This window comes from Actinomadura rugatobispora, assembly GCF_055379765.1.
In genome coordinates this window covers 9,183,739-9,208,789 of the sequence record NZ_AP029191.1, presented here as the reverse complement: position 1 = coordinate 9,208,789, position 25,051 = coordinate 9,183,739, and the positions used below count along the sequence as shown (strand labels likewise).

The 25,051-nt window shown below is 67.8% G+C and carries 21 protein-coding genes and 4 pseudogenes; 14 read left to right on the top strand and 11 right to left on the bottom strand.

The features are described 5' to 3' along the window. The first annotated feature begins 419 nt into the window (after positions 1–419). The 4 genes and pseudogenes from ACZ466_RS41495 (at position 420) to ACZ466_RS41480 (ending at position 4,296) form a co-directional block, all read left to right on the top strand. Positions 420–1,151 (top strand): hypothetical protein, encoded by a 732-nt coding sequence (locus ACZ466_RS41495; RefSeq protein ID WP_378284108.1) that lies wholly within the window; start codon positions 420–422, stop codon positions 1,149–1,151. After that, a pseudogene (locus ACZ466_RS41490) lies at positions 1,072–1,371 on the top strand (integrase core domain-containing protein); the annotation flags it as partial. The gene ACZ466_RS41495 and the pseudogene ACZ466_RS41490, both read left to right, overlap by 80 nt. 53 nt (positions 1,372–1,424) lie before the next feature. Next, the gene (locus ACZ466_RS41485; RefSeq protein ID WP_378284183.1) at positions 1,425–2,069 is read left to right on the top strand and encodes a substrate-binding domain-containing protein; all 645 of its coding nucleotides are present in this window, start codon (positions 1,425–1,427) and stop codon (positions 2,067–2,069) included. Between the two features lie 1,273 nt (positions 2,070–3,342). After that, positions 3,343–4,296, top strand: coding sequence for a serine hydrolase (locus tag ACZ466_RS41480; RefSeq protein ID WP_378284109.1), 954 nt, complete (start codon positions 3,343–3,345; stop codon positions 4,294–4,296). Between the two features lie 87 nt (positions 4,297–4,383). Here ACZ466_RS41480 and ACZ466_RS41475 read toward each other — a convergent pair. Then, positions 4,384–5,201 (bottom strand): IS5 family transposase gene (locus ACZ466_RS41475; protein WP_378284110.1). Its coding sequence is split into 2 segments (ribosomal slippage): positions 4,384–4,851 and positions 4,854–5,201, totalling 816 coding nucleotides; the frame shifts between segments, so codons are not numbered across the junction. 221 nt (positions 5,202–5,422) lie between these two features. Next, positions 5,423–6,526, bottom strand: a pseudogene (locus ACZ466_RS41470) (IS701 family transposase). Positions 6,527–6,706: 180 nt separating this feature from the next. On the opposite strand from ACZ466_RS41470, the gene ACZ466_RS41465 reads away from it, so the two are divergent. The 5 genes from ACZ466_RS41465 to ACZ466_RS41445 all read left to right on the top strand — a co-directional run bounded on the left by ACZ466_RS41465 (position 6,707) and on the right by ACZ466_RS41445 (position 10,563). Next, complete coding sequence (locus ACZ466_RS41465) at positions 6,707–7,042, top strand: YciI family protein (RefSeq protein ID WP_378284111.1); 336 nt, start codon at positions 6,707–6,709, stop codon at positions 7,040–7,042. Then, a complete protein-coding gene (locus tag ACZ466_RS41460; protein WP_378284112.1) occupies positions 7,039–8,256 on the top strand; it encodes an RNA polymerase sigma factor in 1,218 nt (405 codons plus the stop codon). The genes ACZ466_RS41465 and ACZ466_RS41460 overlap by 4 nt, the downstream gene beginning before the upstream one ends. Positions 8,257–8,371: 115 nt before the next feature. Further along, positions 8,372–8,869, top strand: a complete 498-nt coding sequence (locus tag ACZ466_RS41455; protein ID WP_378284113.1) for an SRPBCC family protein — start codon at positions 8,372–8,374, stop codon at positions 8,867–8,869. Between the two features lie 30 nt (positions 8,870–8,899). Further along, entirely contained in the window at positions 8,900–10,294 is a 1,395-nt protein-coding gene (locus ACZ466_RS41450) for an MFS transporter (protein WP_378284114.1), read from the top strand. A 29-nt stretch (positions 10,295–10,323) separates the two neighbouring features. Beyond that, a complete protein-coding gene (locus ACZ466_RS41445) occupies positions 10,324–10,563 on the top strand; it encodes a hypothetical protein (protein WP_464041883.1) in 240 nt (79 codons plus the stop codon). A gap of 502 nt (positions 10,564–11,065) precedes the next feature. Here ACZ466_RS41445 and ACZ466_RS41440 read toward each other — a convergent pair. Beyond that, positions 11,066–11,247 (bottom strand): annotated as a pseudogene (locus ACZ466_RS41440) (hypothetical protein); the annotation flags it as partial. Positions 11,248–11,270: 23 nt separating this feature from the next. Here ACZ466_RS41440 and ACZ466_RS41435 point away from each other — a divergent pair. From ACZ466_RS41435 to ACZ466_RS41420, 4 genes and pseudogenes are all read left to right on the top strand, one after another. Next, positions 11,271–11,735: a hypothetical protein gene (locus ACZ466_RS41435; protein WP_378284116.1), complete on the top strand. Its 465-nt coding sequence runs from the start codon at positions 11,271–11,273 to the stop codon at positions 11,733–11,735. 185 nt (positions 11,736–11,920) lie between these two features. After that, a pseudogene (locus tag ACZ466_RS41430) lies at positions 11,921–12,780 on the top strand (transposase); the annotation flags it as partial. Between the two features lie 535 nt (positions 12,781–13,315). Continuing rightward, positions 13,316–13,735 carry a hypothetical protein gene (locus ACZ466_RS41425; protein WP_378284117.1) on the top strand — a complete coding sequence of 140 codons (420 nt, stop codon included), beginning with the start codon at positions 13,316–13,318 and terminating at the stop codon, positions 13,733–13,735. Between the two features lie 5 nt (positions 13,736–13,740). Next, positions 13,741–15,078, top strand: a complete 1,338-nt coding sequence (locus ACZ466_RS41420) for a reverse transcriptase/maturase family protein (RefSeq protein ID WP_378284118.1) — start codon at positions 13,741–13,743, stop codon at positions 15,076–15,078. Between the two features lie 402 nt (positions 15,079–15,480). Here ACZ466_RS41420 and ACZ466_RS41415 read toward each other — a convergent pair whose 3' ends face one another. The 7 genes from ACZ466_RS41415 to ACZ466_RS41385 form a co-directional block, all read right to left on the bottom strand. Further along, the gene (locus tag ACZ466_RS41415) at positions 15,481–15,819 is read right to left on the bottom strand and encodes a glycoside hydrolase family protein (protein WP_378284119.1); all 339 of its coding nucleotides are present in this window, start codon (positions 15,817–15,819) and stop codon (positions 15,481–15,483) included. Positions 15,820–15,852: 33 nt separating this feature from the next. Beyond that, a complete protein-coding gene (locus tag ACZ466_RS41410; protein ID WP_378284120.1) occupies positions 15,853–17,508 on the bottom strand; it encodes an AMP-binding protein in 1,656 nt (551 codons plus the stop codon). Between the two features lie 91 nt (positions 17,509–17,599). Continuing rightward, complete coding sequence (locus tag ACZ466_RS41405) at positions 17,600–18,439, bottom strand: LLM class flavin-dependent oxidoreductase (protein WP_378284121.1); 840 nt, start codon at positions 18,437–18,439, stop codon at positions 17,600–17,602. Between the two features lie 28 nt (positions 18,440–18,467). Next, positions 18,468–19,361 (bottom strand): LLM class flavin-dependent oxidoreductase, encoded by an 894-nt coding sequence (locus ACZ466_RS41400; RefSeq protein ID WP_378284122.1) that lies wholly within the window; start codon positions 19,359–19,361, stop codon positions 18,468–18,470. Positions 19,362–19,440: 79 nt separating this feature from the next. Further along, on the bottom strand, positions 19,441–20,220 hold the full coding sequence (locus ACZ466_RS41395; RefSeq protein WP_378284184.1) for an ester cyclase: 780 nt from the start codon (positions 20,218–20,220) through the stop codon (positions 19,441–19,443). 92 nt (positions 20,221–20,312) lie between these two features. Continuing rightward, positions 20,313–21,716, bottom strand: a complete 1,404-nt coding sequence (locus tag ACZ466_RS41390; RefSeq protein ID WP_378284185.1) for an aldehyde dehydrogenase — start codon at positions 21,714–21,716, stop codon at positions 20,313–20,315. A 148-nt stretch (positions 21,717–21,864) separates the two neighbouring features. Then, positions 21,865–22,866, bottom strand: a complete 1,002-nt coding sequence (locus ACZ466_RS41385; protein WP_378284123.1) for a helix-turn-helix domain-containing protein — start codon at positions 22,864–22,866, stop codon at positions 21,865–21,867. Between the two features lie 166 nt (positions 22,867–23,032). Between ACZ466_RS41385 and ACZ466_RS41380 the strand changes: the two genes are divergently transcribed. Further along, the gene (locus tag ACZ466_RS41380) at positions 23,033–23,848 is read left to right on the top strand and encodes a mycofactocin-coupled SDR family oxidoreductase (protein ID WP_378284124.1); all 816 of its coding nucleotides are present in this window, start codon (positions 23,033–23,035) and stop codon (positions 23,846–23,848) included. Between the two features lie 156 nt (positions 23,849–24,004). Here the strand turns inward: ACZ466_RS41380 and ACZ466_RS41375 are convergent, their stop codons facing one another. After that, positions 24,005–24,814, bottom strand: coding sequence for a nuclear transport factor 2 family protein (locus ACZ466_RS41375; protein ID WP_378284125.1), 810 nt, complete (start codon positions 24,812–24,814; stop codon positions 24,005–24,007). Positions 24,815–25,051 lie beyond the last annotated feature (237 nt).

Sequence of the window (25,051 nt, the reverse complement as noted above, 5' to 3'; positions counted from 1 at the left end):
CGCGAACACTAGGCCTCATGAGTTGACGCCCACTGGATTCGGCGATCCAGTGAACGTCAAGAAGGGCACGATCCGCACCCGGTTTCCCATGGGCCCCGCGTCGGCGTCTCCCCCTAATGAACGCCCATCATGCCACCGCCCACAGCAAGGACCGAGCCCGGCGGCCGCGGCCCACCCGGGCGGCAACGCTCGAGCCCCTGCCCGCGAGCCGCCCGCTGAGTCTTCGGCCGCCTCAGAGGCTGCCGATCCGGCGAAAACCGCGCAGAAGCCATCAACCTCGTCGAACACGCTCCTTCACCAGCAGCCGCACAGGTCGCCCCTCCTCCAACACAGAAGAGGACGACGTTGCTGTTCCCCGGCCCGGACCGGGGAACAGCAAGTCCGAGTCGGCGGCGTAATCGCCGTCAACTCTGCTCACGATGGGTGCCGTCCCTCGCAAGATTCCGGTCCCCAGCCTTGTCGGTGCCGAAAACTCGGCCATGGCGGTTGAGCTGGGGTTTCACGGTTCGCCGGACATGGTCACCAGGAGCGTTCAGCATCGGGGTTGTGAGATTCTCGTGCCGCGCCACCGACTGGCGGTGCTGCAACGACAGACGCCCCGACCTCGCTTCTCCTGGGCCGACCGTGCGCTGATCTCGGCATTGGTCCGGCCGCTGCCCTCGCGGCGGCGCACCGGAATGCTCATCACGCCCGGCACCCTGCCGCACTGGCACGCGGATCTGGTGAAACGACGCTGGACCTACAAACGCAGACGGCCGAGACGCCCCCCTGCCTCCCCGACCATCCGGGATCCGGTGGTCCGGATGGCCGCCGAGAATCCGACGCGGGGATACCGTCGCATCGCCGGAGAGCCAGCCAAGCTCGGCCGTCGCATCGCCCCGGCGACGGTGTGGGCGATCCTCAAGAAGACCGACATCGACCCCGCACCGCGCGGCAGCGGACCGACCCGGGGTCAGTTCCCGCGCTCGCAGGCAGAGAGGATGCTGGCCTGCGACTTCTTCACGGTCGAGACCATCACCTTGACTCGCCTGTACTGGCTCACCGTGGTCGAGCACGCCGCCCGCCGGCTTCATGTCCTGGGCGTCACCGCGCACCCGACCCGACCGTGGATCACGCAGCAACCCCCGCAACCTCATGCTCGACCTGGGTGAACGCGTCGGCGGGTTCAAGTTCTTGATCAGGGACCGCGACCGTAGGTTCACCGGCATGTTCGACGAGGTGTTCCGCTCCGAAGGCATGCGCATCGTGCTCACGGCGCCGCAGGCACCGCGTATGAACGCGATCATGGAACGGTGCGTCGGCAGCGTACGTCACGAGGTACTCGATCGGACGCTCATCCTCAACGCCGCGCACCTGCGCAAGGTCCTGGCCGAGCACGAAGCCCACTTCAACGAGCATCGCCCACACCGGACCCTGAACCAGGCATGCCCGCTGCGGGCGCTCCCCGAGCCCACCGACTCCGAGACCAAGGTCATCCGACACGATCGCCTCGGCGGCCTCCTCCACGAATATCTGTCCAGATCTCCGGAGTCGAGCCTGATTCCGCTGAGGAGGTCGGCCGCTGGCGCGGAGGGCGGTGCGGATCGCGGCGCGAACGCCGTCGAGAGTGTCATAGGTACTGGTGCCCGCCCACCCCCAACAACGCCACCGCAAGCCACGACATCGCTGCCCGCCTGCTCACCACAGGCCACGAAATGCCCGACGGCGTCCTGTGTCACAGCGACGCGATCGCGTTCGGCCTCATGCGAGCCCTGCGCGAAATCGGGCTCCGCCCACCCCAGGACATGCGCATCATCGGCGGCGTCGACGTCGAAGTCGCCGCCATGTGGGAACCCCCGCTCACCAGCATCTCCATCCGCGCCGAAGACATGGGCCGCGCCGCCGCCCTCCTCCGACGCATCATGACCGGCGAGGCCCCAGACGGCCCACACCTGTTCCCATCCAACCTCATAGTCCGAGAAGGCTGTGGATGCCATTCTCCGCGCCCGGGCACCGCAGGAAATTCGCGGCGCACCACAACATCGGGCGTGGTGCTGCGCCCAGGCTTCACAGTGATCAGTCCTTTGTGAACAGCTCGACACCACGGACCGGCAGGACACCAGGTCAGCGAGTCTGCTCCCCGCGCACGTGGGGATGGTCCCATCGAGACCCTGAACATGGACTGCCTGCGCGCTGTGGGATGCGGGAACTGTCGAGGTCACCAACCACACCACCCGGGCCGACCTGCGCGCACGCCTCACCCAGATCAAGGAGGCGTCCCCCGGTGATGACCAGACCCGGCAGTGCTGGTGTCTGATCAGGGACCAGCAGACCCCGGAGGAACGCGCCGAAGTCGTCGCGTCCCTGAAGTAGGCGCGCCGGATCGGCGACTTCTCCGCCGCCATTCTCTACATGGCCTGCTCATTGCCCGTGTCCCGCGTGGCCAGCGCCTCGCGCCAACGAGGAGCCCTAGAAACAGACCGATCAAGAACGCGCTGCGCGCTGGCCGGGCACCGCCCTGGAACCAGGGCCGGACGGTGTCGGATTCCTGGTGTACCTGGCAGCGGAAGGCCGGCAGCAGGGCGATGGCGGCGCCTGCTCCGGCGCCGGCGGTCAAGCCGGTGCACACCGCCTCCACGCGCACCCGTGCTCGGCCGGTCCCGGGCCAGGCGGCATCGGCGGCGCCCAACAGGCATGCCGTGGTGATCCAGATGGCCGCCGCGGCGGCCGGCATCCAGGGCACGGCCGTCGGCGACCGCCCTGCAGACGGTCAGCCGTCGCAGCACTGCCGCCGACCGAGCTCGGACGCCTGCCCACGTCCCCCCCTGCGCCACGCATTCGAACCCCTTGGTGGGACGCACAGGCGGCCACGTGTGATTCAGCCTGAGGGCAGTACCGGCGGTTGGCCAGCGCTGGGACGCGACGCGACATGCGCTCCTCCGTTCCTAGAGCCGGACTTCCTTCCCGCCGTTCTGGGCTCGTTGAGGAGAGTTGCCGACGGTTGGTCGCCGGGCCGAGCGGATGGAACCGTGGCAGTTTGAGCCGGCTCGGCGGAGTGCTGGTGTCGTGGCAGACGAGCGGCACGACCTTGAACTCCACCTTGGGCGCCCCGATCCCGCTGTCATGGCCGGGCGCGGGTGAGCACGAGCTCACCGTGACCATCACCGACCGCGCCGGTCACACCGTGACCGGAAGCGTGCGGTTCACGGTCGCGACGTCAAGGGCCCGTCCCCCGGCGAGACCCCTCCGTATCGCCTGGACATGGTGAAACTGAGCAGGTCATCCCTGGAAACACGGCGGTAACCCCGAAGCGATGAAGTGCCCTCGTAGACCTCACATTTCCGTCACGAGAGCAGGAATCGCATGCGCCACAGCCTCGCCGTCGCCGCCCTCGCCGGGACGCTCGTCATCTCCTTCGCGGCACCGGCCGCCGCCGACCCGCCGCAGGAAGGTGCCTGGCAGCGGTTGCGCAGCAACCTGGAGGCCGTTGTCGACGCCGCCGCCGACACGGGGATCACGTTGTCGGTCGCGGCCACCGACCTGTCCGGACGCTACTGCGGCGCGAGCCTGAAGGTGGGCGGCGACGAGCGGGTCAAGGCCGCCAGCGTCATCAAGCTGGGGCTGCTGGCCACGCTGATGGACACGGTCGACCGCGGTTCACTCGATCTGAACACGTCCGTGCACATTCCGGAGGGGTCGAGCAACATCGTGGGCGGCTCGGGCACCCTGCGCAACCGCGAGTTCCCGCTCGACATCACCGTCGACGAGCTGATGCGGCTGATGGTGCAGGTTTCCGATAACACCGCCACGAACGTCCTGATCGACGTGGCCGGAGGGTTCGGCGTCGTCAACTCGTTCCTGGCCGCCGCCGGTTACGAGAGCCTGTGGCTGGGCCGCAAGATGATCCACCCCGCCACGCCGCCGCTGCAGGAGAACTACATCACCGCCGGCGAGGTCACCGAACTCATCGTGGAGTTGTGGGACGGAACGCTGGTGTCCCGATCGTCCAGCGACTACATCCTGGACCTGATGCATGGCCAACTCGTCAACACCAAGTACGGGGCTGTGATCCCGCGCGAGCACCTGGCGAACAAGACCGGTGAACTCGCCGACGTCTCCCACGACTCGGGGGTCATCACCCTGCCTGGCCGGGAAATCGCGCTCACCACCACGACCGCCTACTCCGGCCTTTCCCAGGCCCAGGTCAACCAGTACGTCCAGGAGACCGCGCGGATCGCTTATCGATTCACCCAGGCCGCACTGCCCGGCGACAAGGGCAAGCGTCCCGCTAACTCCTACTGCCGGGGATCACACTGATCGGCGTCCCAGGCCCCGCATTGATACCGGACTGTCTGAGGCGGGGGTATCCGCTCAGTGCGAAAAATGATCTTGTAAGAGCGTGTCTCATGTGGCCAACCTGGCGAGTCTCTTGTAGCAGGTAAGGGTGGCGGCGAGGACGAGGAATGCGTTGAACAGATGGCCGTGGCGTTCGTAGCGGACGGTCAGCCGCCGGTATCCGAACAGCCAGGACAGGGTGCGTTCGATCTTCCAGCGGTGGCGTCCCAGACGTTCGCTGGATTCGACGCCGGCCCTGGCGATGCGGGGCACGATCCCTCGTTCACGCAGCCAGGCCCGATACTCGGCTGAGTTGTAGGCCTTGTCGGCACGGACCTTCTCCGGCCGCCGCCGGCGCGGTCCGCGCCGTGAACGCAGCGCGGGTAAGGCCATCAGCAGCGGCTTGAGCACCTGGCTGTCGTGCACGTTGGCCGCCGAGACCGCGACCACCAGCGGCAGCCCGGCGGCATCGGTCAACACGTGCACTTTGCTGCCCTTCTTGCCCCGATCGACCGGATTCGGGCCGGTCAGCGTGCCCTCTTTTCCACGCGGACGGCGGCGGCGTCCACGATCGCCGAAGCCCAGTCCAGTTGCCCACGCGCACCCAGCTCGTCCAGCACCGCATGGTGCAGCCGGGGCCACAGCCCGGCCTTGGTCCAGGCGGTGAAGCGACGATGCGCGGTCGGCACACTCACCCCGAACTCCGCAGGCAGATGCCGCCACGCGCACCCGCTGGCCAGCACGTACACGATCGCCGTGAACACCGCACGATCATCGACTCCCACCGTCCCACCACCCTGCCGACGCGGCACGAACTTCGGGATCAACGGCTCGGCAAGCTCCCACAACTCATCAGGCACCAGCCGCCGCGCGAGATCAGAGGCCACAAGCACCGATTGTGCCGCAGGCCAGCCTCACTCCATATGAGAGACGCTCTAATACGACAACGACAGGTTGTTATGTGCAGCGTCTCTTGTAGTGGCTGACCTGGGCGCATCTGACTATGTCGCCGCCAGGTCGACCAATGGGGGGGTGTGTTCGAGGGTGTGGGTGATCGGTGCGGTAATGCGGTTGAACAGTCGGCGTATCTCGTTCAGGCTCAATGCGATCAATGAGGGCTGTGCCGTGTGGTCCGAGCCCTCTTTTTGGCGGCGTCGCGGACGATGACAAGGAAAGCGGCGGCGGCCATGGACAGGGTGATGTGCCGATACCAGGCCAGATATCCGCGGACCTGGTAGTGGTCCAGTCCGGTCTCGTTCTTAGTGGCCTGGAAGCATTCCTCGATCGGGGTGTCGGCGCCTGCGAAGCAGATGCAGTAGGCCAGGTCGGAAGGATCGCTGATGCTGCGACGGGCCAGCGCCAATGGCCCCAGCCGGTCCGCCGCAAGGGGCGGATCTCGGTCGCCGCCCAGTCCGACACTCGTGGCCCCGCGCTCCATCACCGCAGTTCAGACGTTTCCACGCCGCCTCTGGCAGGTCGGCGATGACGTGGTGGCTCCGCACCTTGGTCAAATTCATCGCCACCACCATCGCCGACTTGGGAACCGCCACAACGTGCGGAATATCGCACGCCTCCAGCCACAGCCGGAACTTGGCGTCCTGCCCATAGGCCTCATCCGCGGTCACCCACCCGAACGGAACATCGCCCAGCACCACCCGTTCGATCATCTGTTGCGCCAGGGCCGGCTTGGTCGCGAACGCCACCTCGTCGGGCACACCGGCCTCCCGGCACCGTTCACGGTCCCCGGTCCATCCCTTGGGAAGGTACGACTCGCGGTCGATCAGCGCCCGCCCCTCGGGCGAGGCACACGCCAGGAACACGCCGATCTGAGAGTTCTCGATCCGACCCGCGGTACCGGAGTATTGACGGGCAACACCCGCCGATTTCGCGCCCTTCTTCAGAAAGCCGGTCTCGTCCACGATCAGCACGCCCTGCCGCGCGTCACCCAGGAATTCGACCACCACGTCACGCACATCGTCGCGCAGACCACTGGTGTCCCACGCATAGAAGTTCAGCAGCCCTGCATACCCACCGGGCCGGGCTCGCCGGCGGCCTCCGCCAGCGTCCACCCGTTCTTGCGCTCGGTCTCGCTCAGCAGTCCGCGCACGCAGGAGGCCATGCGACGACGTGCCTCCACCCGCGGGAACCGGCCGGCGAACCGGCCCACGGACGCCTCGAACCCCGTCGACCACCCCAACGCCACATCCGCCATCACACCATGATCAACGCTGAATCAGGCGCTGATGCTACGACCTGTCGTTGTCGTACTACATACACCGTTAACTGGACAGGCCTTGAACCTCCTGAGTCCGGAGATTACAGAGCACCGGAGCGGCGCCGATCCATCGGGGTTCCTGTCCCCCGCGCCCCGACGCTAGGCCATAGTGGGGTCATGAAGTATGTGTTGCTGATCTGCGACGATGAGAAGGTGTCGCCGTCCATGGAGGAGATCGCGGCGGACCCGGCGTATCAGGCGTATGCGGCGGAGGTGGATCGGCTGGGAGGCGACCTCGGGGGCGCGCGGCTGCGTCCGGTGGCGGATGCGACGACGGTCCGCGTCCGCGACGGAGAGACGCTGGTGTCCGATGGCCCGTTCGCGGAGACGAAGGACTTCATCGGCGGTGTTGACATCGTCGAGTGTGCCGATCTGGACGAGGCGATCGCGCTCGCGGCGAAGCATCCGTACGCGAGATGGGGCTGCATCGAAGTCCGCCCCGTGTGGGAATGACCGCGCCGGAGGCGGTTCGTGCCGCTGTTGATGCGGCGTATCGGGACGAGTGGGGCCAGGTGGTCGCCACGCTGATCGGGCTGACCGGAGACTGGGACCTGGCGGAGGACTGCGCGCAGGACGCGTTCGCCGCCGCGCTGGCGACGTGGGCGCGCGATGGAGTTCCAGCTCGGCCGGGTGCGTGGCTCACGACGACGGCACGTCACCGGGCGATTGATCGGCTGCGGCGTGACTCGATAGGGGCGGCGAAAGTGCGGCAGGTCGCTGTGCTGGAGCGTGATCCGATTGTGCCGTCGGCGGAGGAAATTCCTGACGAGCGGTTGCGGCTGATCTTCACGTGCTGCCATCCGGCGCTGCCGTTCCCTGCCCGGGTCGCCCTGACGTTGCGCACGTTGGCGGGGTTGACCACGGGTGAGATCGCCAAGGCGTTCCTGACCGCCGAGCCGGCGATGGCGCAACGCCTGGTACGCGCCAAGCGCAAGATCGTCGAGGCCGGGATACCGTACCGGGTTCCACCGGCGGAGCTCTTGCCGCAACGGCTGACCGCCGTACTCGCGGTGCTGTACCTGATCTTCAACGAGGGCTATGACGAGAACGACGGGCGCAGGGGCCTGGCGGCTGAGGGGATTCACCTGGCCCGCGTGCTCGTCCGCCTGATGCCGCGGGAGCCCGAGACGCGTGGCCTGTTGGCGTTGATGCTGCTGCTCGAGGCCCGCCGCGCGAGTCGCACCGACGACGGTGTGCTGGTCACGTTGGAGCACCAGGACCGATCCCGGTGGGATCGCGCGCTGATCGCCGAAGGCGTCGCGACGCTTGACGAAGCGTTGGCCATGCGGCGCTCCGGGCCCTATCAGGTGCAGGCAGCGATTGCCGCCTGTCATGCCACGGCGTCCGATGCCGCGGCTACCGACTGGCCACAGATCGCCGCCCTCTACACGGAGCTCGCGCGGTTGGCGCCATCTCCCGTGGTGGATCTCAACCGCGCCGTGGCGATCGCGATGGCCGACGGCATCTCCGCCGGACTCGCTCTCGTCGACGAGCTCGCCGAGTCCGGAAAGCTCGATGGTTACTACCTGCTTCCCGCGACACGAGCCGACCTCCTGCGCCGGGCCGGCCGCCTCGCCGAGGCCGCCACGTCGTACGAAGAGGCGCTGAAGCTGGCGCCGACCGATGCCGAACGCCGCTATCTGAAGGATCGCGTTTCCGGGCTCTGACCAGCATAAGGACCATCGCGGCCCAGTTTTTCGAAGTTTCTTCTCGTTCGGTGTCGATCCCGGGCGGCCTCCTTCGTCGGTGGGGCAAAGATCCCAGCGAAGAGAGGCGAGAACGATGCCGAACACCGAGTACCTGACCGCCACCATGACCGTCGACCGGACGCCGGAAGAGGTCTTCGAGGCCATCACCAATGTCCGCGGATGGTGGAACCAGAATCTCATCGGTCACTCCACCGCCCCGGGCGATGAGTTCGTCTTCACCGACGACACCGCGTACGCCGGCGAGACGGCCCAGGAAGCCAAGCAGGGCATCCGCTTCGCCCGGTTCCAGGTCAGCGAGGTCGTACCCGGCCAGCGGGTGGTCTGGCACGTCGTGGACTCCTACCTCAGCTTCATCGACGACCATGACGAGTGGACCGGCACCAAGGTCGTCTTCGATATCGCCGCCGATGGGCAGGGCACGACGCTGCACTTCACGCACGAAGGTCTCACCGCGGAGGAGTCCGCCTGCTTCGAGGCGTGCTCGCGCGGGTGGACCTACTACATCACCCAGAGCCTGCCGCAGCTGATCAACACCGGCGCCGGCCAGCCCTTCGCGAGGTACGACTACTGAGCCGCCGCGAGCTGAAGGAGCACCGAACCCATGTCTGTCACCGAAACCCCCGCGGCTCTGCCGGTCCTCAAGCGGGTACGCCCACGTCAGGGGCTCGTGCTGGTACTGGTGTGCGCCGCCCAGGCAATGGTCGGCCTCGACGTCGCCATCGTGAACGTGGCCCTGCCCTCAATGCAGCGAGACCTCGGCGTCGGCCAAGGCAGCTTGCAGTGGGTCGTCGTCGCGTACGGCCTCCTGCTCGGCGGATTCCTCCTCGCCGGTGGCCGGACGGCCGACCTGCTGGGACGGCGCCGCGTCCTGCTCGCCGGCCTCGGCTTGTTCACTGTCGCATCACTGCTGGCGGGCGTGGCGCAGAACGCCGGCCTGCTGATCACGGCGCGCGGGCTCCAGGGACTGGGGGGCGCGCTCATCACCCCGGCGGCCTTGTCGCTGCTGGCCGTCACCTTCCGCGAAGGGCCGCAGCGCAATCGGGCTCTCGGCATCTTCGGAGCCGTTGGCGGAGTGGCCGGAACGGCCGGCGTTGTCGCGAGCGGGCTCATGGCCGATGGTCCGGGCTGGCGGTGGTCGTTCTTCATCAACGTTCCCGCGGGCCTTGTGCTCATCGCACTCGCCGCCGCCTGCCTCGCGGCCGATAAGCCCGGTGACCGCTCCGAGCGACCCGACGTCGCGGCAGCCGGCACGGTGACCGGCGGACTGCTGGCATTCGTCTACGCACTCCACCATGGCTCCACCCACGGCTGGACCTCCGCCATGACCCTGGTGTGGTTCCTCGCGGCCGGCGCGCTGATGACCGTGTTCGTGTGGATCGAGACGCGTTCACCAGCCCCGCTCGTGCCGGCCAGCGCGCTGCGGAACCGTACACTCGCCGCGGCCAACCTCACCGCCCTGTTCGCGTTCGGCGCGTTCTTCTCGTTCATCTTCCTCGCATCGCTGCTGATGCAGCAGGAACTCGGCTACTCGCCAACGAAGACGGGGCTGGCATGGCTGGCCACGACGCTGACGGTCTTCGTCGCGCCGTTCGCCGCGGGCGGCATCGCAGCCGCTGTGGGCGTACGGCGCCTGCTGGTAGCCGGTTTGCTGCTCTTGGCCGGTGGAATGGTGTGGCTTGTGCGGGTCCCCGCCGACGCCGGCTATCTCACCGACCTGCTTCCGGCGTTCCTGCTCGCCGGACTCGGCTTCGGGCTCTGCGTGCCCTCTCTGCACATCGGCGCGCTGTCCGGCGTCACCGAGTCGGAATCGGGACTCGCCTCGGGTTTGATCGAGACGGTGAGCGAGATCGGCGGTGCGGCAGGCGTCGCCGCGGTATCAACGGTCCTCGTGGCGGGAACCGGCCTCGACGGCTTCCAAACCGCATTCGCCGCCATCGGTATCCTCGCCGGCCTCGCAGCCATCACCGCGGCAACCGGGTTCCGGCGCGATGCCTAACTCGAACCGAGTCGAAGATGTTCTTCAACATGCTCGCCGTGTTCGAAGCCGATCTGCTGAAGATCAGCACCCGCGAGGGCATGGCCATCGCCCGCTCCCGCGGCGGCCGTCCACCCGCCTTCGACCCGGTTGACCACCGCAGCCGCCACGCTGCGGAGTACGGCATCAACCGCCTCAAACGCCACCGCGCGGTCGCGGCCCGGTTCGACAAGCTCGCGGTCCGTTACCAGGCCACCATCCACATCGCCGCCATCAATGAACGGCTGTGATCCCTTCTGGAACAGGCCCTAGCTTGATCTTTAACCCGTCCGGCGTGGTGCCTGCGGGCCGTCCTGGGCCGGGCCGGGAGGGTTTGGGTGCACCGGCCGGACAGGACAGTTGCGGGCGCAGGCGCCGAAACCCGCGGCGGACCCGGGCAGGGGTCAGGCGCTGTGGTGGTGCCGGGCGTTCCCAGGGGCGGCGCAGGTCGGCGGCCAGGGGACGGCCAGGCGCAGCTGGGTGTAGGCGGCCGGCACGATCCAGGTCCACCGGTCGGCCGCCTGCGGGGTGCGGACCTTCGGGCAGATCCATCCAAGTGGTCTGTTTGAGCAGGCGGAAGGTGTGCTCGATGTCGAAACGGCGCAAGAACGCCTGCCAGAGACGATCGACGTCGGCCGGTGTGGCGCCGGTGCCCGACCACCACAGCCACACCGGCTTGGGGATCGCGCCGCTGGGCAGGTGCTCGATGTCCAGCCGGACGACCGTGCCTTTGATGTTCCCCCAGTTCTACGGTCACGTGCGCGAGGAGACGGTGGCCTGGAGCTGGTGGTGTTGTTCGAACTCTTGTGGCGTCTTCCATTCGAGGGCGGAGTGGCAGCGGGTGCGGTGGTAGAAGCCTTCGATGTATTCGAAGATCGCGTTGGCGAGTTCGAGGCGGATATTCCAGCCCGACGGTTGAGCAGTTCGGTCTGCATCAGGAAGCAAAGAGAAAGTGACCATGATCCAGCCGACCGGCAACCGGGACCCGGACGAGACGCACGAGGCCGTACAACGCGGCCGCGCCCGGCAGTACACCCTGTGCGCCATCGCCCTGCAGCACGACCGGCTCAGCGTTGGGGCCGAAGGCGTCTTCGACCAGGCCCTCACCAACGGCCTCGCAGCGGTAGTCGCGCATACCTGGCCCAGCAAGGAGGCCGACCGCAAGGGCCGGGTGCTATCGGCCGACTCGCTCCTGACGGTCATCGAGAACCACGGCACGGCCGCCGAGGATGGCGTGATGTGGGTGCCACACGATCCGGAGGGCCCGCTCTACGACGAGCCGTTCTACGAGGAGCCGCATGAGGCAACCGAGGACCAGGTCCAACCCTTCGATGACGAACCCGGCGAGTGGTGGCTGAAGCAGAGTTGGGACGGGCCGATCTTCGCCGCCCACCACCATCGGCTGCCGACTTCACCACGGTGAAAGTCACCACGCTCCGCGCCGCGATCGTGGCCACCCAGGCGATCCGACACGCGCGCGACGCCGGCACCGAGGACGAGGAGCACCAAGTGCTCACCGAGGATCATCTAGGCCCTGTTCGTAGTTCGGATCACCACAATCGGGTTACGTGCTCTGCGCAGGGTGGTGGCGGGCGGTAGCACGGTCGCATGACGCGTGGTGATCTGACCGATGCCGAGTGGGAGCTGGTCGAGCCGCATCTGCCGCTGGGGGGTGTCCGGGCCGATCCCTGACCTGCGCAGCTACTTCAACGCGGTGATGTGGAGGTTTCGGACCGGTAGCCCCTGGCGGGACGTTCCGGAGGACTACGGGGGCTGGTCAACGATCTACGACCGGTTCCGGTTGTGGGCGCGCGCCGGGGTCTTCCAGGCGCTGATGGAGGCGATGATCGCTGAGGCGGCGGCCCGCGGGGATGTCGATCTCGGCCTGGTCGGTGTGGACTCCACCGTCGCCCGCGCGCACCACCACGCCGCCGGGATGGCGGTCGACCCCGAGCTGCCGGCGGACCTGGAGAAGGCCGTGGCGGAGGAAAAGGGGCTGCGGCACAGGAACAGAACGACCCCATAGAGCACGGGCCACAGGACGGGCCGGACCCCCGAGCGAGAACAGCGCCGCGCGGTTCGCCGACGCCGCCGGGCCCGTCTGAAAGCGGCTGCACTGGGCCGGTCCCGGGGCGGGCTGACCAGCAAGGTCCACCTGGCCGCCGACCGGCGCTGCCGGCCGCTGTCGATCATCCTGACTCCCGGGCAGGCCGCCGACAACCCCCGCTTCATCCCCGTCATGGACAAGATCAAGATGCTGCCGGCCCCGCACCCGGCCCGGCGCAGCCGCCGGCGACAAGGCCTACTCCTCCCGCGCCAACCGCGCCTACCTGCGCAGACGCGGTATCAAGGCGGTGATCCCACAGAAGGCGGATCAGGCCGCCAACCGCAAGAAGAGGGGGCGCCGTGGCGGCCGCCCTGTCCAGCACGACGCCACGCTCTACACCGACCGCAACACCGTCGAACGCTGCATGTGCGCCACGAGGCGCCTTGCTGTATCCCCGGTTCAACCGGGAGGAATTGGAGGGAGATTCCTGGGCCTGATGGCTCACCTGGATCCAAAAGGTGATGGGGACCAGAGCATGCCAGACAATCAGTGACCGGGCTCAGTTGCCAGGGACGGTGCGCTGAGGGGCCCGCGTGATATGGCGAAAGCTTGATTGCCTGAACCCCAATCTCCAGTCGATGAAAGTTCGCATCCATCGGAAAGGCCACTGAAACCGATGCCATGTCCTGTGACGGCTTTGATGCATGGTCGACACACCCTCGATGACATGGGCGATGTCCAGTGAGGACATTGAAGGAGATGAGTGGGGCGCCTACGTCACGCTAGGACGTACAGCAAGGACGAACGTGGGATCGCCTACGGGGTGCGAACCCTAAGGCGACGGAGTGCCCGTAGTAGTCGCAGGAGTAACGACCTGCCAAGGAGAGCGGGAAAACCGCTCGCAGGGCGAAGGGGCACAGGTGACCGGGTGCGAACGAGACCGGAAGGTATGCGAAATGCAGAACGCCGACACGGTATTAGGCATCCTTCGTGAGCGCGGCAGACGAGAACTGCCGTGCAACGAACTGTATCGACAAATGTTCAACCCGCAGTTGTACTTGGTGGCTTACGGACGCATCTACTCCAACAAAGGGGCGATGACGCCGGGAGCCACGCAAGAAACCGTGGACGGCATGTCGCTGGACAAGATCGGCCGCATCATCGATGCGATGCGTCACGAGCGCTACCGATTCAGTCCCGTCAAGCGGGTCAGCATTCCCAAAAAGAACGGGAAGTCTCGACCTCTCGGACTGCCGACGTGGACAGACAAACTGGTCGGTGAAGTGATGCGTCTTCTTCTGGAGGCGTACTACGAACCGCAGTTCTCCGACCGCTCCCACGGGTTCCGGCCTCGAAAGGTTGCCACACCGCTTTGACGGAGGTGTGCAACACCTGGACGGGGACGACCTGGTTCATCGAAGGCGATATCTCTGACTGCTTCGGATCGATCGACCATCAAGTCGTCATCGACACGTTGGCAGAGAAAATTCACGATGGCCGGTTTCTGCGGCTGGTGCGCAACATGCTTGAGGCCGGGTACATGGAGGACTGGACCTGGGGCGCCACGCTCAGTGGGGCACCCCAGGGCGGCGTGCTCTCTCCGCTTCTGTCCAACATCTACCTGCATCGGCTGGACAGTTTCGTCGAGAAGGTTCTGATTCCGCAGTACACCCGGGGGCGGAGCAGGGTGCGGAACCCTGCCTACCTGGAGGTGGTCAACGCGATCGCGCGTGCCCGCAGGCGCGGCGACCGGGCCGAAGTCCGGTCACTTCGCAAGCGGCAGCGCAGTATCCCGAGCGTGGATCCAAACGATCCAGGCTTCCGAAGGCTGCGCTACGTGCGGTACGCGGACGACACCCTTCTCGGGTTCATCGGGCCGAAATCCGAGGCCGAGGAGATCAAACGGCTTCTCGCGTTATTCCTTCGTGAAGACCTCAGGTTGGAATTCTCGCCGGAGAAGACTCTGATCACCCACGCTCGTAAGGGTGCGGCATCGTTCCTCGGATACGAGATCATCGTGCAGCACAATGACAGGCAGGCAACTCGTGGTCGCAGAACCGCAAACGGGTCGATTGCTCTACGTGTGCCAGCAAAGGTGATCCGGGAGAAGGCAGCCCTATATTTCAGTCGCGGAAAACCCGCGCACCGGTCCCAACTTCTCAACGAGGACGACTACACCATCGTCAACGTCTACGGGGCCGAATACCGGGGCATCGTCCAGTACTACCTACTGGCCGGCAACGTATGCCGACTACATCGGCTGCGTTGGGCCATGGAGACCTCGTTGCTCAAGACATTGGCAGCGAAGCACCGCTCCACAGTGTCGAAGATGGCGGCCCGCTACAAAGCCAAAGTCGAGACACCATACGGGCCTCGCACGTGCTTCGAAGCCAGCGTCCTCCGCGGCGGAGGCGGGAAGCCACTGGTCGCGCGATTCGGCGGAATCTCACTCACGCGACAGAAGGCGGCGGTCCTCATGGACCGTCAAGTGGCCAATCCTCACCCCCGAAAAGAGCTGATTGCCCGGCTCTTGCAGGGTAAATGCGAGCTATGCGGGACATCGGAAGACGTGCGAGTGCACCACATCCGAAAACTCGCTGACCTCGACAGGGAAGGGTCATCTGCTGAGTGGCGTGCGGTCATGGCGAAAAAGCGGCGCAAGACTCTGGTGGTCTGCACTGCCTGCCACGACACGATCCACTCAGGAAAGCCAACCTGAAGCGACACGAAATAGGTTACTGGAGAGCCCGTTACGGGGAAACTCGTACGGCGGGTTCGGAGGGGGCCGTGCGGAAAAGGACCTGCCCAGAACAGGTACCTCGCCGCGCGGCCTACCCAACCAACCAGACCAAGGAGTGGCGCGGCCTGGCCTTCCGCTTCGACAAGACCCCGGAAAGCCATCTGGCCGGTCTCCATCTTCGCGGAACCATCTTGTGGATCCGGAGCCTGCCCGCCCACATGAAGATCCGAACTCCATACAGGCCCTTCGAGGAGGCCATGCCCTGCAGGCCCAGCACGTAGTCCGACGTTGGTTGTCACCTCCTCTCCATCGACGGGGCGGTCAGGAACGGCACGATCTCCAGGTGCGGCCGGTTGCCAGATCCGCGGACGCGCGCAGGTTCTACTCACCGGGAAAGGTGAGGCCGGGCTCATCCGCCAGGCAGAACAGGTTGAGCGCCTGGACGCCCCGGTCGAGCTGCTGGTCCATGTCGGACCAGTCCAGTCGGGGCGCCATATGGCGAAGGGTGTAGATCAGGCCGGCCATTCCGTTGAACAGCCCGCTGCCGATGCACAACTCGGTAGCGCTGGCGCGGCAGAGCGCCGGAACGGCGTTGGCGAGCCGGTCGTCCGCCGCGTGACGCAGGAACCGGTCGCCCACGATCGCCACTCCGGCGCTGCCGGTCGCCAGGTACGGAAGGACGTGACCGCCGTTGCGCAGCTGCAGCGTCCCGTCGGACATCTCCTTGGAGTGGCCCGGCCGCCGACGCTTCGGTCAGCGGCCGAGTTTGGATGCGGTCGGGGCTTCGGTGATGCCGAGCTCCTCGAGCTCCTTCGTGATGCGGTCGCGCAGGACGAACTTCTGGATCTTGGTCCCGGACATCGGCCATTCCGTAACGAACCGCACGTAACGGGGAATCTTGTAGGACGCGATCGAGCCGCGGCAGAACCGCACGATCTCGGTCTCGGTCAGACTCGCGCCCGGCACCGGTTGGATGAAGGCGGCGGGCACCTCCTGGTAGCGCGCGTCCGGCGCACCGACGACCTGCGCGATGCCCACCGCAGGATGGCTGACGAGGTAGTCCTCGATCTCGACCGCCGCGACATTCTCGCCGCCGACCTTGAGCATGTCCTTGATGCGGCCCCCGTAGACGAGGTTGCCGCCGTCGACGAGCATCGCGCGATCACCGGTGTGGAACCAGCCCTCCGCGTCGATCGCGGCGGCGGTCTGCTCCGGATCCTTGTAGTACCCGTCGAACATCGAGTAGCCGCGGAAGCACAGTTCGCCCATCGCGCCCTCGGGAAGATCTCGGTGTGACTCCGGGTCGACGATCTTGATCTCCATGCCGCCGACCGGCCGTCCCAGCGTCCGCATGCGGATCTCGTAAGGATCGTCGGGCAAGGTGAGCGTCAGGTTGGTGGCGCACTCGGTGGAGCCGTAGGACGAGACCTGACGTGCCTGCGGCATCCTCGCCTCGAACTGGGCGAGCCGTTCGGGGGTGGCGATGTTCTGGATCAGGCGGACCGCGCTCAGGTCGGTCGACGGGAAGTCCGGGTGATCGAGGACCGCCAGCCAGATCGTCTCGAAGGCCGGGTAGAGCACGGTGCACCGCTCGGTCTGGATGCTCTTCAGGGTTTCGGCTGGCGTGAAGAACCCGGGGTGACAGTACTTCGCCCCGGTGGAGAAGCAACCGAGCATGGGGACGATCCCACCGCAGTGGAACATCGGCAGGGGATCCCAGAGGGCGTCGTCCGGTGTCAGCATGAACCGTGTTCTGGCCACGGCCTCGGCCTGCCTGACCACGGCCTCATGGCTGAGGAGGCAGCCCTTCGGCCGCGCCGTCGTGCCAGAGGTGTACATGAGCAGTGCCGCATCGCGCACCCGCACCCGCTGCTGGAGAAGCTTGACCTCTTCGCGGGTCACCGAGGCCGCCGCCGCGTCGAATTCCGGACGGCCGAGCGAGCCGGGCATGGACCCTTGAAGATCCACGACGACTCGTAGCGCGGGTACTTCCGGCAGCGTCAGCCGGCCGGGTTCGCCGTCGGCAAGGCCGGGGAGGACCTCGCTCACCAGGGCGGTGTAGTCCACGCCATCCGGGTCGGAGGAGACGACCAGCAGCGCCAGGTCCGCGTGGCTGATCACGTGTGCCAGCTCGTGCACCTTGAAACGGCCGTTGATCGGGACGGCGACCGCGCCCAGTTTCGCGGCGCCGACGAGGGCCGCGACGTAGTCCGGGGAGTTCGGCATGAGGATGCCGACCTTGTCGCCGTACCTGATGCCGAGGGCGTGCAGGCCGGCGGCGAAGCGGTCGGTCTCGGCGGCCAGCTCCGGGTACGTGAGGCGGTCTTCCCGGATGACGAGGGCGTCCCCGTCCGTCCGCTCTGCCTGCTCGTCCACAAGATCGCCGAGTGTTGTCACGCGGATGGCCATGGGCGTGCCGCCTCTCTCAAACGATTGGTAGATTCCTCCGCACCACCCTGCCGGAGGCCCGCTGGACGCGCGGTTCTGGTGACCGGACCGGTTACCAGTCGTCCTGCCGGCCGGCCGCCGACACCGTCTCGTCCCAGAACGACTGGAGCCCCGGGGGAAGCGCGCCGATCTGCACGGTCGCGCGCAACCTCGCGGCGGCCTCCGGCACGCCCACGTTCCACCGCAGGAGAGCGCTGTCCATGCCCCACGCCGCTTGCTGCTGGAGAACGTGCTCCGCCTGTTCTCCCACGTCGGGCGGCGAGCCTTCTTCGAGGGGAGGGGCGAGAAGCGGCCGGGACAGCCGCGCCGCCGCGGGCCCCCAGCGCTGGTCGACGGCCGCCCACCACGATGCGAGCCGGCCGGCGTCGACGTCCTCAGGGGGCAGATACGACAGCGCGAACTCGGCGGCGACATCGCCCGCACCCTCTCCGGACAACCAGATCGGGACCAGGGGCTGCACCGGCGCCGGGGTGACACGCACCTGCTGCCAGTTCGCGTCGCCGTTCTCCGGCAGGTCGGCCGGAACCCGCCATCGGGCGCCCCGATGACGGAACGGACGTGCGGCCAGCGCCTTGTCCAGCACTTCGAGTGTCTCGGAAAGCTCGTCGCGGTCTCCGGACGACCGCAGCACGACGGTCAGCCGTCCTCCGAGTACTTGGTCGGCCACGCCGATTCGTTCCGCGAGGTGAACGGGATGCATGCCCACGGGGACGACGGCGACCAGCCGCGCCCAGCGGACGGTGTCGGCCAGAGACGACACCGTCAGCAGGGCGTCCGCCTCCTCGCTGCTTTCGATCACCACCATGTCCAGCCCGACGTCGTCGGCGATCGCGGCCGCGCGGGTGCGTTCGTCCGGGTCCGCCTCCGTGGGCAGAACGACTCCGATCCTCATCGACCTCAGCTCCTTGGGTGTGCCCCTGTCATGCCTTCCGCAGTTCAGGGATCACCGTGTTCGCCAGCTCGTTCATGACCCGCCGGTAGGCGGGCCGCGGGAAGTCACCGCGCACCTGCATGAGAAAGGTGTCGACACCTGCGGCGCGCAGTGCGAGGAGGCTCTCGGTCACCTGCTCCGGGTCCCCCACCACGGCGGCTCGCCGGGTTCGGCGCGACTGCCTGTCCAGCAGGTCGGGCCTTGTGAAGCCGGGACTGCCCTGGAGACGGAACCAGGCTCCGGCGTACTCGCGGTAGTGGGTCACCAGCCGGTCGAGCACACGGTCCCTGCTCTCCTGTGTGCCGTCACTCGTCACCCATACGTCGACCAGCATCCCTGTCCGGCCGGGAGTGAGGCCGGCCGCGGCCGCCTCCTGCGATGCGAGGGTCCGGCGCAGGTCGATCTCATCAGGGGTGAGCGAGTTCGGAAGCAGCAGGCCGGCACCGTGCCGTCCGGCGCGTCTGATCGCCGCCTCCGCCAGGCCTCCGACGTAGACGGGTGGAGGGCCGGACCAGGTACCGGCATGGTCTTTGAGAAGAGTGGTGAGCGCCGCCTCCATGCGGCGGCCGCGTTCGGAGCGGCGAACGCCCACCCCGTCGAACTCCTCGTCGCGGTAGCCGAGCCCGACCCCGAGGTCGAGCCGGTCGCCGTAGGCGGCCACCAGCGTACCGACGTCGCGGCTGACCACCGACACGTCATGTTGCGGCAGGAGCAGCATCGCCGTTCCCACCCGGAGCGACGAGGTCGCGGCGAGCGCCGACGCGACCGCGATGAGAGGCTGCGGACACCAGCCGTCGTACCAGAAGTGGTGTTCGGCCACCCAGAGGGTGTCGTACCCGAGTTCCTCGGCCAGCCGCGCGTCGTCGCGCAGGTCCGCGTACAACCGTGGCCACGGTGACGGGGCGTAGACCGTCGAACGCATGGACCACAGGCCGAGGCCCACGCGCACATCCCGCCGGCGCTCAGCCACGTGCCGGCCCTCGCAGCTGGCGCAGGAGGGCGACCCGGTTGCTGACGCCGGTCAGCGCGACGAGCCGACCGTCCTCGACCGTCGCGAAGGCCGCGAGGTGTCCCTCGACGACCTGGTCATCGGTCTGCGAACCGGGCAGGCCGCCGAGATAGCGACCGCGGACGGTCGCGTGGAACGCGGCCCGATCACCGCTGGTCACCATGTGGTCGATCCGGCTGTCGTGCAGTCGCATCCGTGGTTGCTCGGCCGACCACGGGCCGGGATCGATCCGGATGGCCGTGTCCGGGCTCTCGGGCGGCCAGGCCCGCAGGCCCTCGATCCAGGCGGTGACGGTCTCGGCGGTCGCCGGTCGGGGATCGATCACCGCGGCCGACCAGGGGTCCACGGCGATGGGGGGCACGGCTTGCCCCTCGCCGGCGACCTGACGGCGGCGGGAGTAATGGTCCTGCTCGACCCAGCACTCGGTCAGCCTCCGCCCGTCGAACCGGTAGATGCTGACGCCGAGCCATGAGGCCGTGCGTCGCGGGTCACCGGCTTCGGCTCCGTGCTCGCTGAAGAGCAGCGCGGTCCACTCGCCGTCCGTCACCAGGTCGTGCAGGGCGAAGCCCAGGTTGGGGAATCGGTCCATCTGATGCCGTACCGCGGGCACGTAGTTCTCGTCCCGGCCCCGGACGACGTCCCTGCCCATGTGCAGGACGTAGTCCTCGCTCATGAGTCGCCGGCAGACATCGAAGTCATGGCTGTTCACGAATCCAAACACATAGCGGCGCATCGCACCCAGGGCGTCCACGGTGTTCCTTTCGTCATGAGAGGAGACGGACCCGGCGCTCGGGCGCTGGGCGGCGGGCGGCCACCGATGGCCTCCTAGCCGAAGTTGATCATCTTGGTCTCGAGATAGGCCGCGATTCCCTCGGGACCGCCTTCACGCCCGATCCCCGACTGCTTGAAGCCGCCGAAGGGCTGGGTGACGCACATGCCCGCGTTGTTGACGAAGATCTGACCGGCCCGTACCTCCCGGACCACGCGCTCGGCGATGTCGGGATCGTTCGTGTAGACCGCGCCGGCCAGTCCGTACTGCGAGTCGTTGGCGATCCGGATCGCGTCGTCGAGCCCGTCGTAGGGGATGAGGGAGATCACCGGGCCGAAGATCTCCTCCTGAGCGATGCGCATCTCGTTGCGCACCCCGGTGAACAGGGTCGGCTCGACGTACCAGCCCTTGTCGAGCCCTGCCGGGCGGCCGCCGCCGCTCGCGACGCGCGCCCCTTCCCGCCTGCCGATGGCGATGTAGCCCTCCACGCGCTCGCGCTGGCGCTCGGCGGCGAGCGGACCGAGAGCGGTCGCGGGATCGAAGGGATCCCCCACCACGACCGAGCCGAGCGCGGCCGCCATGGCGTCGGCCCACTCCGCTTCCCGCGCCCTCGGCACCAGCACGCGTGTGATCGCGGCGCACACCTGGCCTGTGTGCCCGATCCCGGCGGGGACGAGCGAGGGGAGCACCTCGGACAGGTCGGCGTCCTCGGCGACCAGCCCGGCGGACTTGCCACCCAGTTCCAGGGTGAACCGGGCGATCCGCTGGCCGCACAGAGAGGCGATCCGCCGGCCCGCGGCGGTGCTGCCGGTAAAGGCGATCTTGTCCACGTCCGGATGCCGGACCAGGTGCTCGCCGATCTCCCGGCCGCCGGGCAGGATGCCGATGACCCCCTCGGGGACGCCGGCCGCCTCAAGGCACTCCGCGAACAGGTAGTTGGTCAACGGGCCCTCGGGCGCCGGCTTGAGGACCACGGTGCACCCGGCGGCCAAGGCCGGCCCGACCTTGAAGGCCGCGGCGGCCACCGGACCGTTCCACGGGATGATCGCACCGACGACGCCGACCGGCTCGCGGACGATCCGCATCTTCGCACCGCCGTCCAAGCGCTCCTCGGTGAACCGCATGCTCTCGTGCAGCGTCGCGAACTGGCGCAGCATGGCCGTGGCCAGGCCGTGGAATGTCTCGCCGACGGCGACCGGGGCTCCGACCTCGGCCGCGAAGACCCGGGCGAACTCGGGAATCCTCTTCTCGACCTCGTCGGCGATGCGCGCGAGCAGGGCCCCGCGCTCGGCCGGGGTGGTGTTCCGCCACGGCCCTTCGAACGCCCGGCGCGCCATCGCCACCGCCGCGTCGACATCGGCGGTGGTCGGCTCGGGAACCTGAGCGATCACTTCTTCTGTGCTGGGGGAAATGACATCGATACGGCCGGTGCCCTGGGGAGCGACCCACTCGCCCCCCATGTAGAACCGATCGAAACCACGGATGGCCGGTGCCGTTGGCGTGGACGTCACGACATCACTCCTTGTGCAGCTCAGAGCCAAGTAGGAGGCGGTGGTGGAGGCGCCCTCTGGGCTGGAAGGGCTCCTTCCGGAAAGTTAGGGCACGCCCTCATCGACCGGTTGGATCCGCGCGCACGAGCTCTTGCGCACCCGGGAACTCGGCCCCGGCCTCGCATCGGTCCGGGGCCTGCGGGAGCGCGGCATGCCGGACATCACTGGGCGTCAGGCCGAACTCCACGCGGAACAGACGGGAGAGATGGGCGGGATCGGAGAAACCCCAGCACGCCCCGATCGCGGCGATGGTGCGGTCACGGTTGCCGGGATCGGTCAGGTCCCGCCGGACCTGACGAAGCCGCTGGCCGCGGATATAGCCCGAGACGCTGGTTCCAGTGCCCTCGAAGAGCCGGTGCAGGTAGCGGACCGATATGCCGTACACCGCCGCGATCGTGGCGGGCCGGAGGTCCTCGTCGCCGAGATGCCGGTTGATCCAGTTCAGAATCGACAGCCGCAGCGCGGAACCTGATCGGGCCGGAGGCGGCGTATCGGCCAGCACCACCTCCAGGAGCTCAAGCAGCAGGTTCACACACCGCGAGGCGCTTTCCTCGGAACACTCTCCGAGGCGCACCGGCAGATCGGCCAGGTACGAGGAGAAGAGGGCACCGGCTCCGCGGTCCACCGACAGTGGATGGCGCTGCAAGGAGTCCAGCACGTCGTCGCCCATCGGCAGGCGGCTCCGCGGAATCAGCACCGCGTCCGCGACGAAGTCGGAGAGCTGGGCGACCCGGTAAGGCGCTCCGGTGTGGTACACGGTGACCATGCGCGGCGCGAGGAACGACCTCCGGTCCTGTTGCTCGAGACTCGACCGGCCGCTTCGCTGGACGAGGATCTTGAACAGATCGGCGGGATCGGAGCGGCATCCCGTCGGAGTCCGGCGCACCAGCTGCTCCACCGACGCGACACGCATCACCGTGACCTCGTCGACTTCGCACGCCTCGACGGCGGCGCGGAAGGACTCCGGCCGGTTCACCTCTGCCTGCAGCGGTACGGCGGCTTTCCCGATGAGCTCGCGATACTGGTCGACATCCGCGGTGACAGTACTGACCTTCAACATGTGCCGACCCTCCTCGCACCCGGCCAACCTCGGCCCGGCGGATCGCCACGTCACGCTGGCATCGCATGGCGGTACCCGGACACTAGCAGACAAATGTCTGGCGCCCAACCATACGTCTGGTAGTTTCCTTGCGTCGGGAGAGAAGACCGCTTCTGAGGAGGCCTGGATGACCAACGGCAAGCTGGCGGGCAGGGTGGCCCTCGTGACCGGCGCCGCCCGCGGACAGGGGCGCAGCCACGCGGTGCGCTTCGCCCGCGAGGGAGCGGACGTGATCCTCGTGGACGTGTGCGCACCGGTCACCGACCTCGGCTACCCGCCGGCGAGCCCGGACGATCTCGACGAGACCGCCGGCGCCGCGGAGAAGGCGGGTGCCCGCGTCGTCACGGCCGTCGCCGACGTGCGTGATCTGGACGCGCTCCAGCAGGCGGTCGAGCGGGGCGCCGCCGAGCTGGGACGGTTGGACGTCGTCGTCGCCAACGCGGGGATCAGCGCGTGGGGACGGCTCTGGGAGATCACACCCGACCAGTGGCGCGCGGTACTGGACACCAACCTCACCGGGACCTGGCACACCCTGAAGGCGGCCGCGCCGTTGATGATCAAGGCGGGCAACGGAGGATCGATCATCACGATCAGCTCGATGGCGGCGCTCAAGCCGCTGCCCGCGCAGGCCCACTACGGCGCCTCCAAGCACGGTGTGGTCGGCCTGACCAGGGCCGCCGCCCTGGAACTGGGCGAGTACGGCATCCGTGCGAACTCAGTCCATCCCTGGACCGTGGAGACCGACATGGCCACCGATACGGCGCTGGGCGAACTGCTGAGAAACAACGAGAGCTACCTGAAGTCCTTCGGCCAGGTGCTCACCGAGCCGCCGATGGCCGCGCCTTCGGACATCACCGACGCGGTGCTGTGGCTTGCTTCGGACGATTCCCGCACGGTCACCGGTATCGCATTGCCGGTCGCGCTGGGAGCGACGCTCGTCTGAACGTCGCTCCACCCACCACGCCCGGCCGTCCGCATCGGGACTCCCGCGGTCACCGGTCCGCGATCGCGTCGTCACCGCGGCGTTCGATCACGAGTCCAAGGCCGCGGTCGTTACGGGCGACGGTGCCCTGGCGTCAGTGCCGGCGGACGGATCGGGTCAGGACGCCCCGGCGGTGAGCCTGCGCTCGGCGGCGAGCCGATCCGTGATGGCCCGCACCTCGCTCACCACCCCGTCGCGGACCGTGAGCAGGCCGGACACGTACAGGCTGGCGGGGCGGTCCAGCAGGCGGTCGCACTCGTCGAGCCCGCCTGCGTACGACCCTTGAACCACGACGTGGAAGGCAACGCGCTCGCCCGCGGTGAACAGACTGAGAACCCGCGTGCGGGGCGCGTTCAGCATCACGCGCTGCGGGGCGGCGTCGTGTTCGTCGTCCAGGCTCCCTACCGGGGCGTCGAGCACGCCTCCGCCGGTGAGCCACCGCCTGGCGATCGTCTCGGCATCGGTGTCCGGCGCCGCGGGTCGTCCCGTCCACGGGTCCAGCCCTGCCGGGCGGACGGGATAGGCCTCCCCACGACGTTGCTGTGTGCGCCGGCCGTGGTAGTCCTGCTCGACACGGCACTCCCGCAGGCGCTTTCCGTCCCACCGGTAAAGACTGACTCCCTGCCACGACGCGTAGCCTCCGTGCAGCGCGGACCACCCGTGCTCGGTGAAGTGGAGCGCTGCGCGGTCCTCGCCGAGTACGAGTTCGTGCACGGTGAATCCGAGGCCGGGGTACTGGCGGTACTGCCTCTGCGTCGCGGGGATGTACTGGTCGTCCCGGCCCCGAATCTCGAATTCGCCCATGCGCAGCAGGTAGTCGTCGACCATGATCTCCTTGCACACCGAGAAGTCGTGCGCGGCGGTGTACGCGAAGGCATACCGGCGCAGCAGCGCGGCTAGCGGGTGCAGACCGTCGACTGATTTCATGACCGGCAACGCTATCGCGCCCAACCAATCGTTGGGTAGCCTCTGTGCACGGGATCACGGAGCCGGCGTTAGCCCTGCGCACCTCTACGGCGGGGTGCGGCCCGCATCGCATGGGGGCGACCGCGGGCTCTCTGTCGTGAACCGCCGTCAGGTCGGCGCGCGGCGAACTCATGCGCTTCGCCTCCCGCCGAGCACCCGGCCAGGCCGCAGATCGGCGGGAAAGCGCTCCACCCTGCG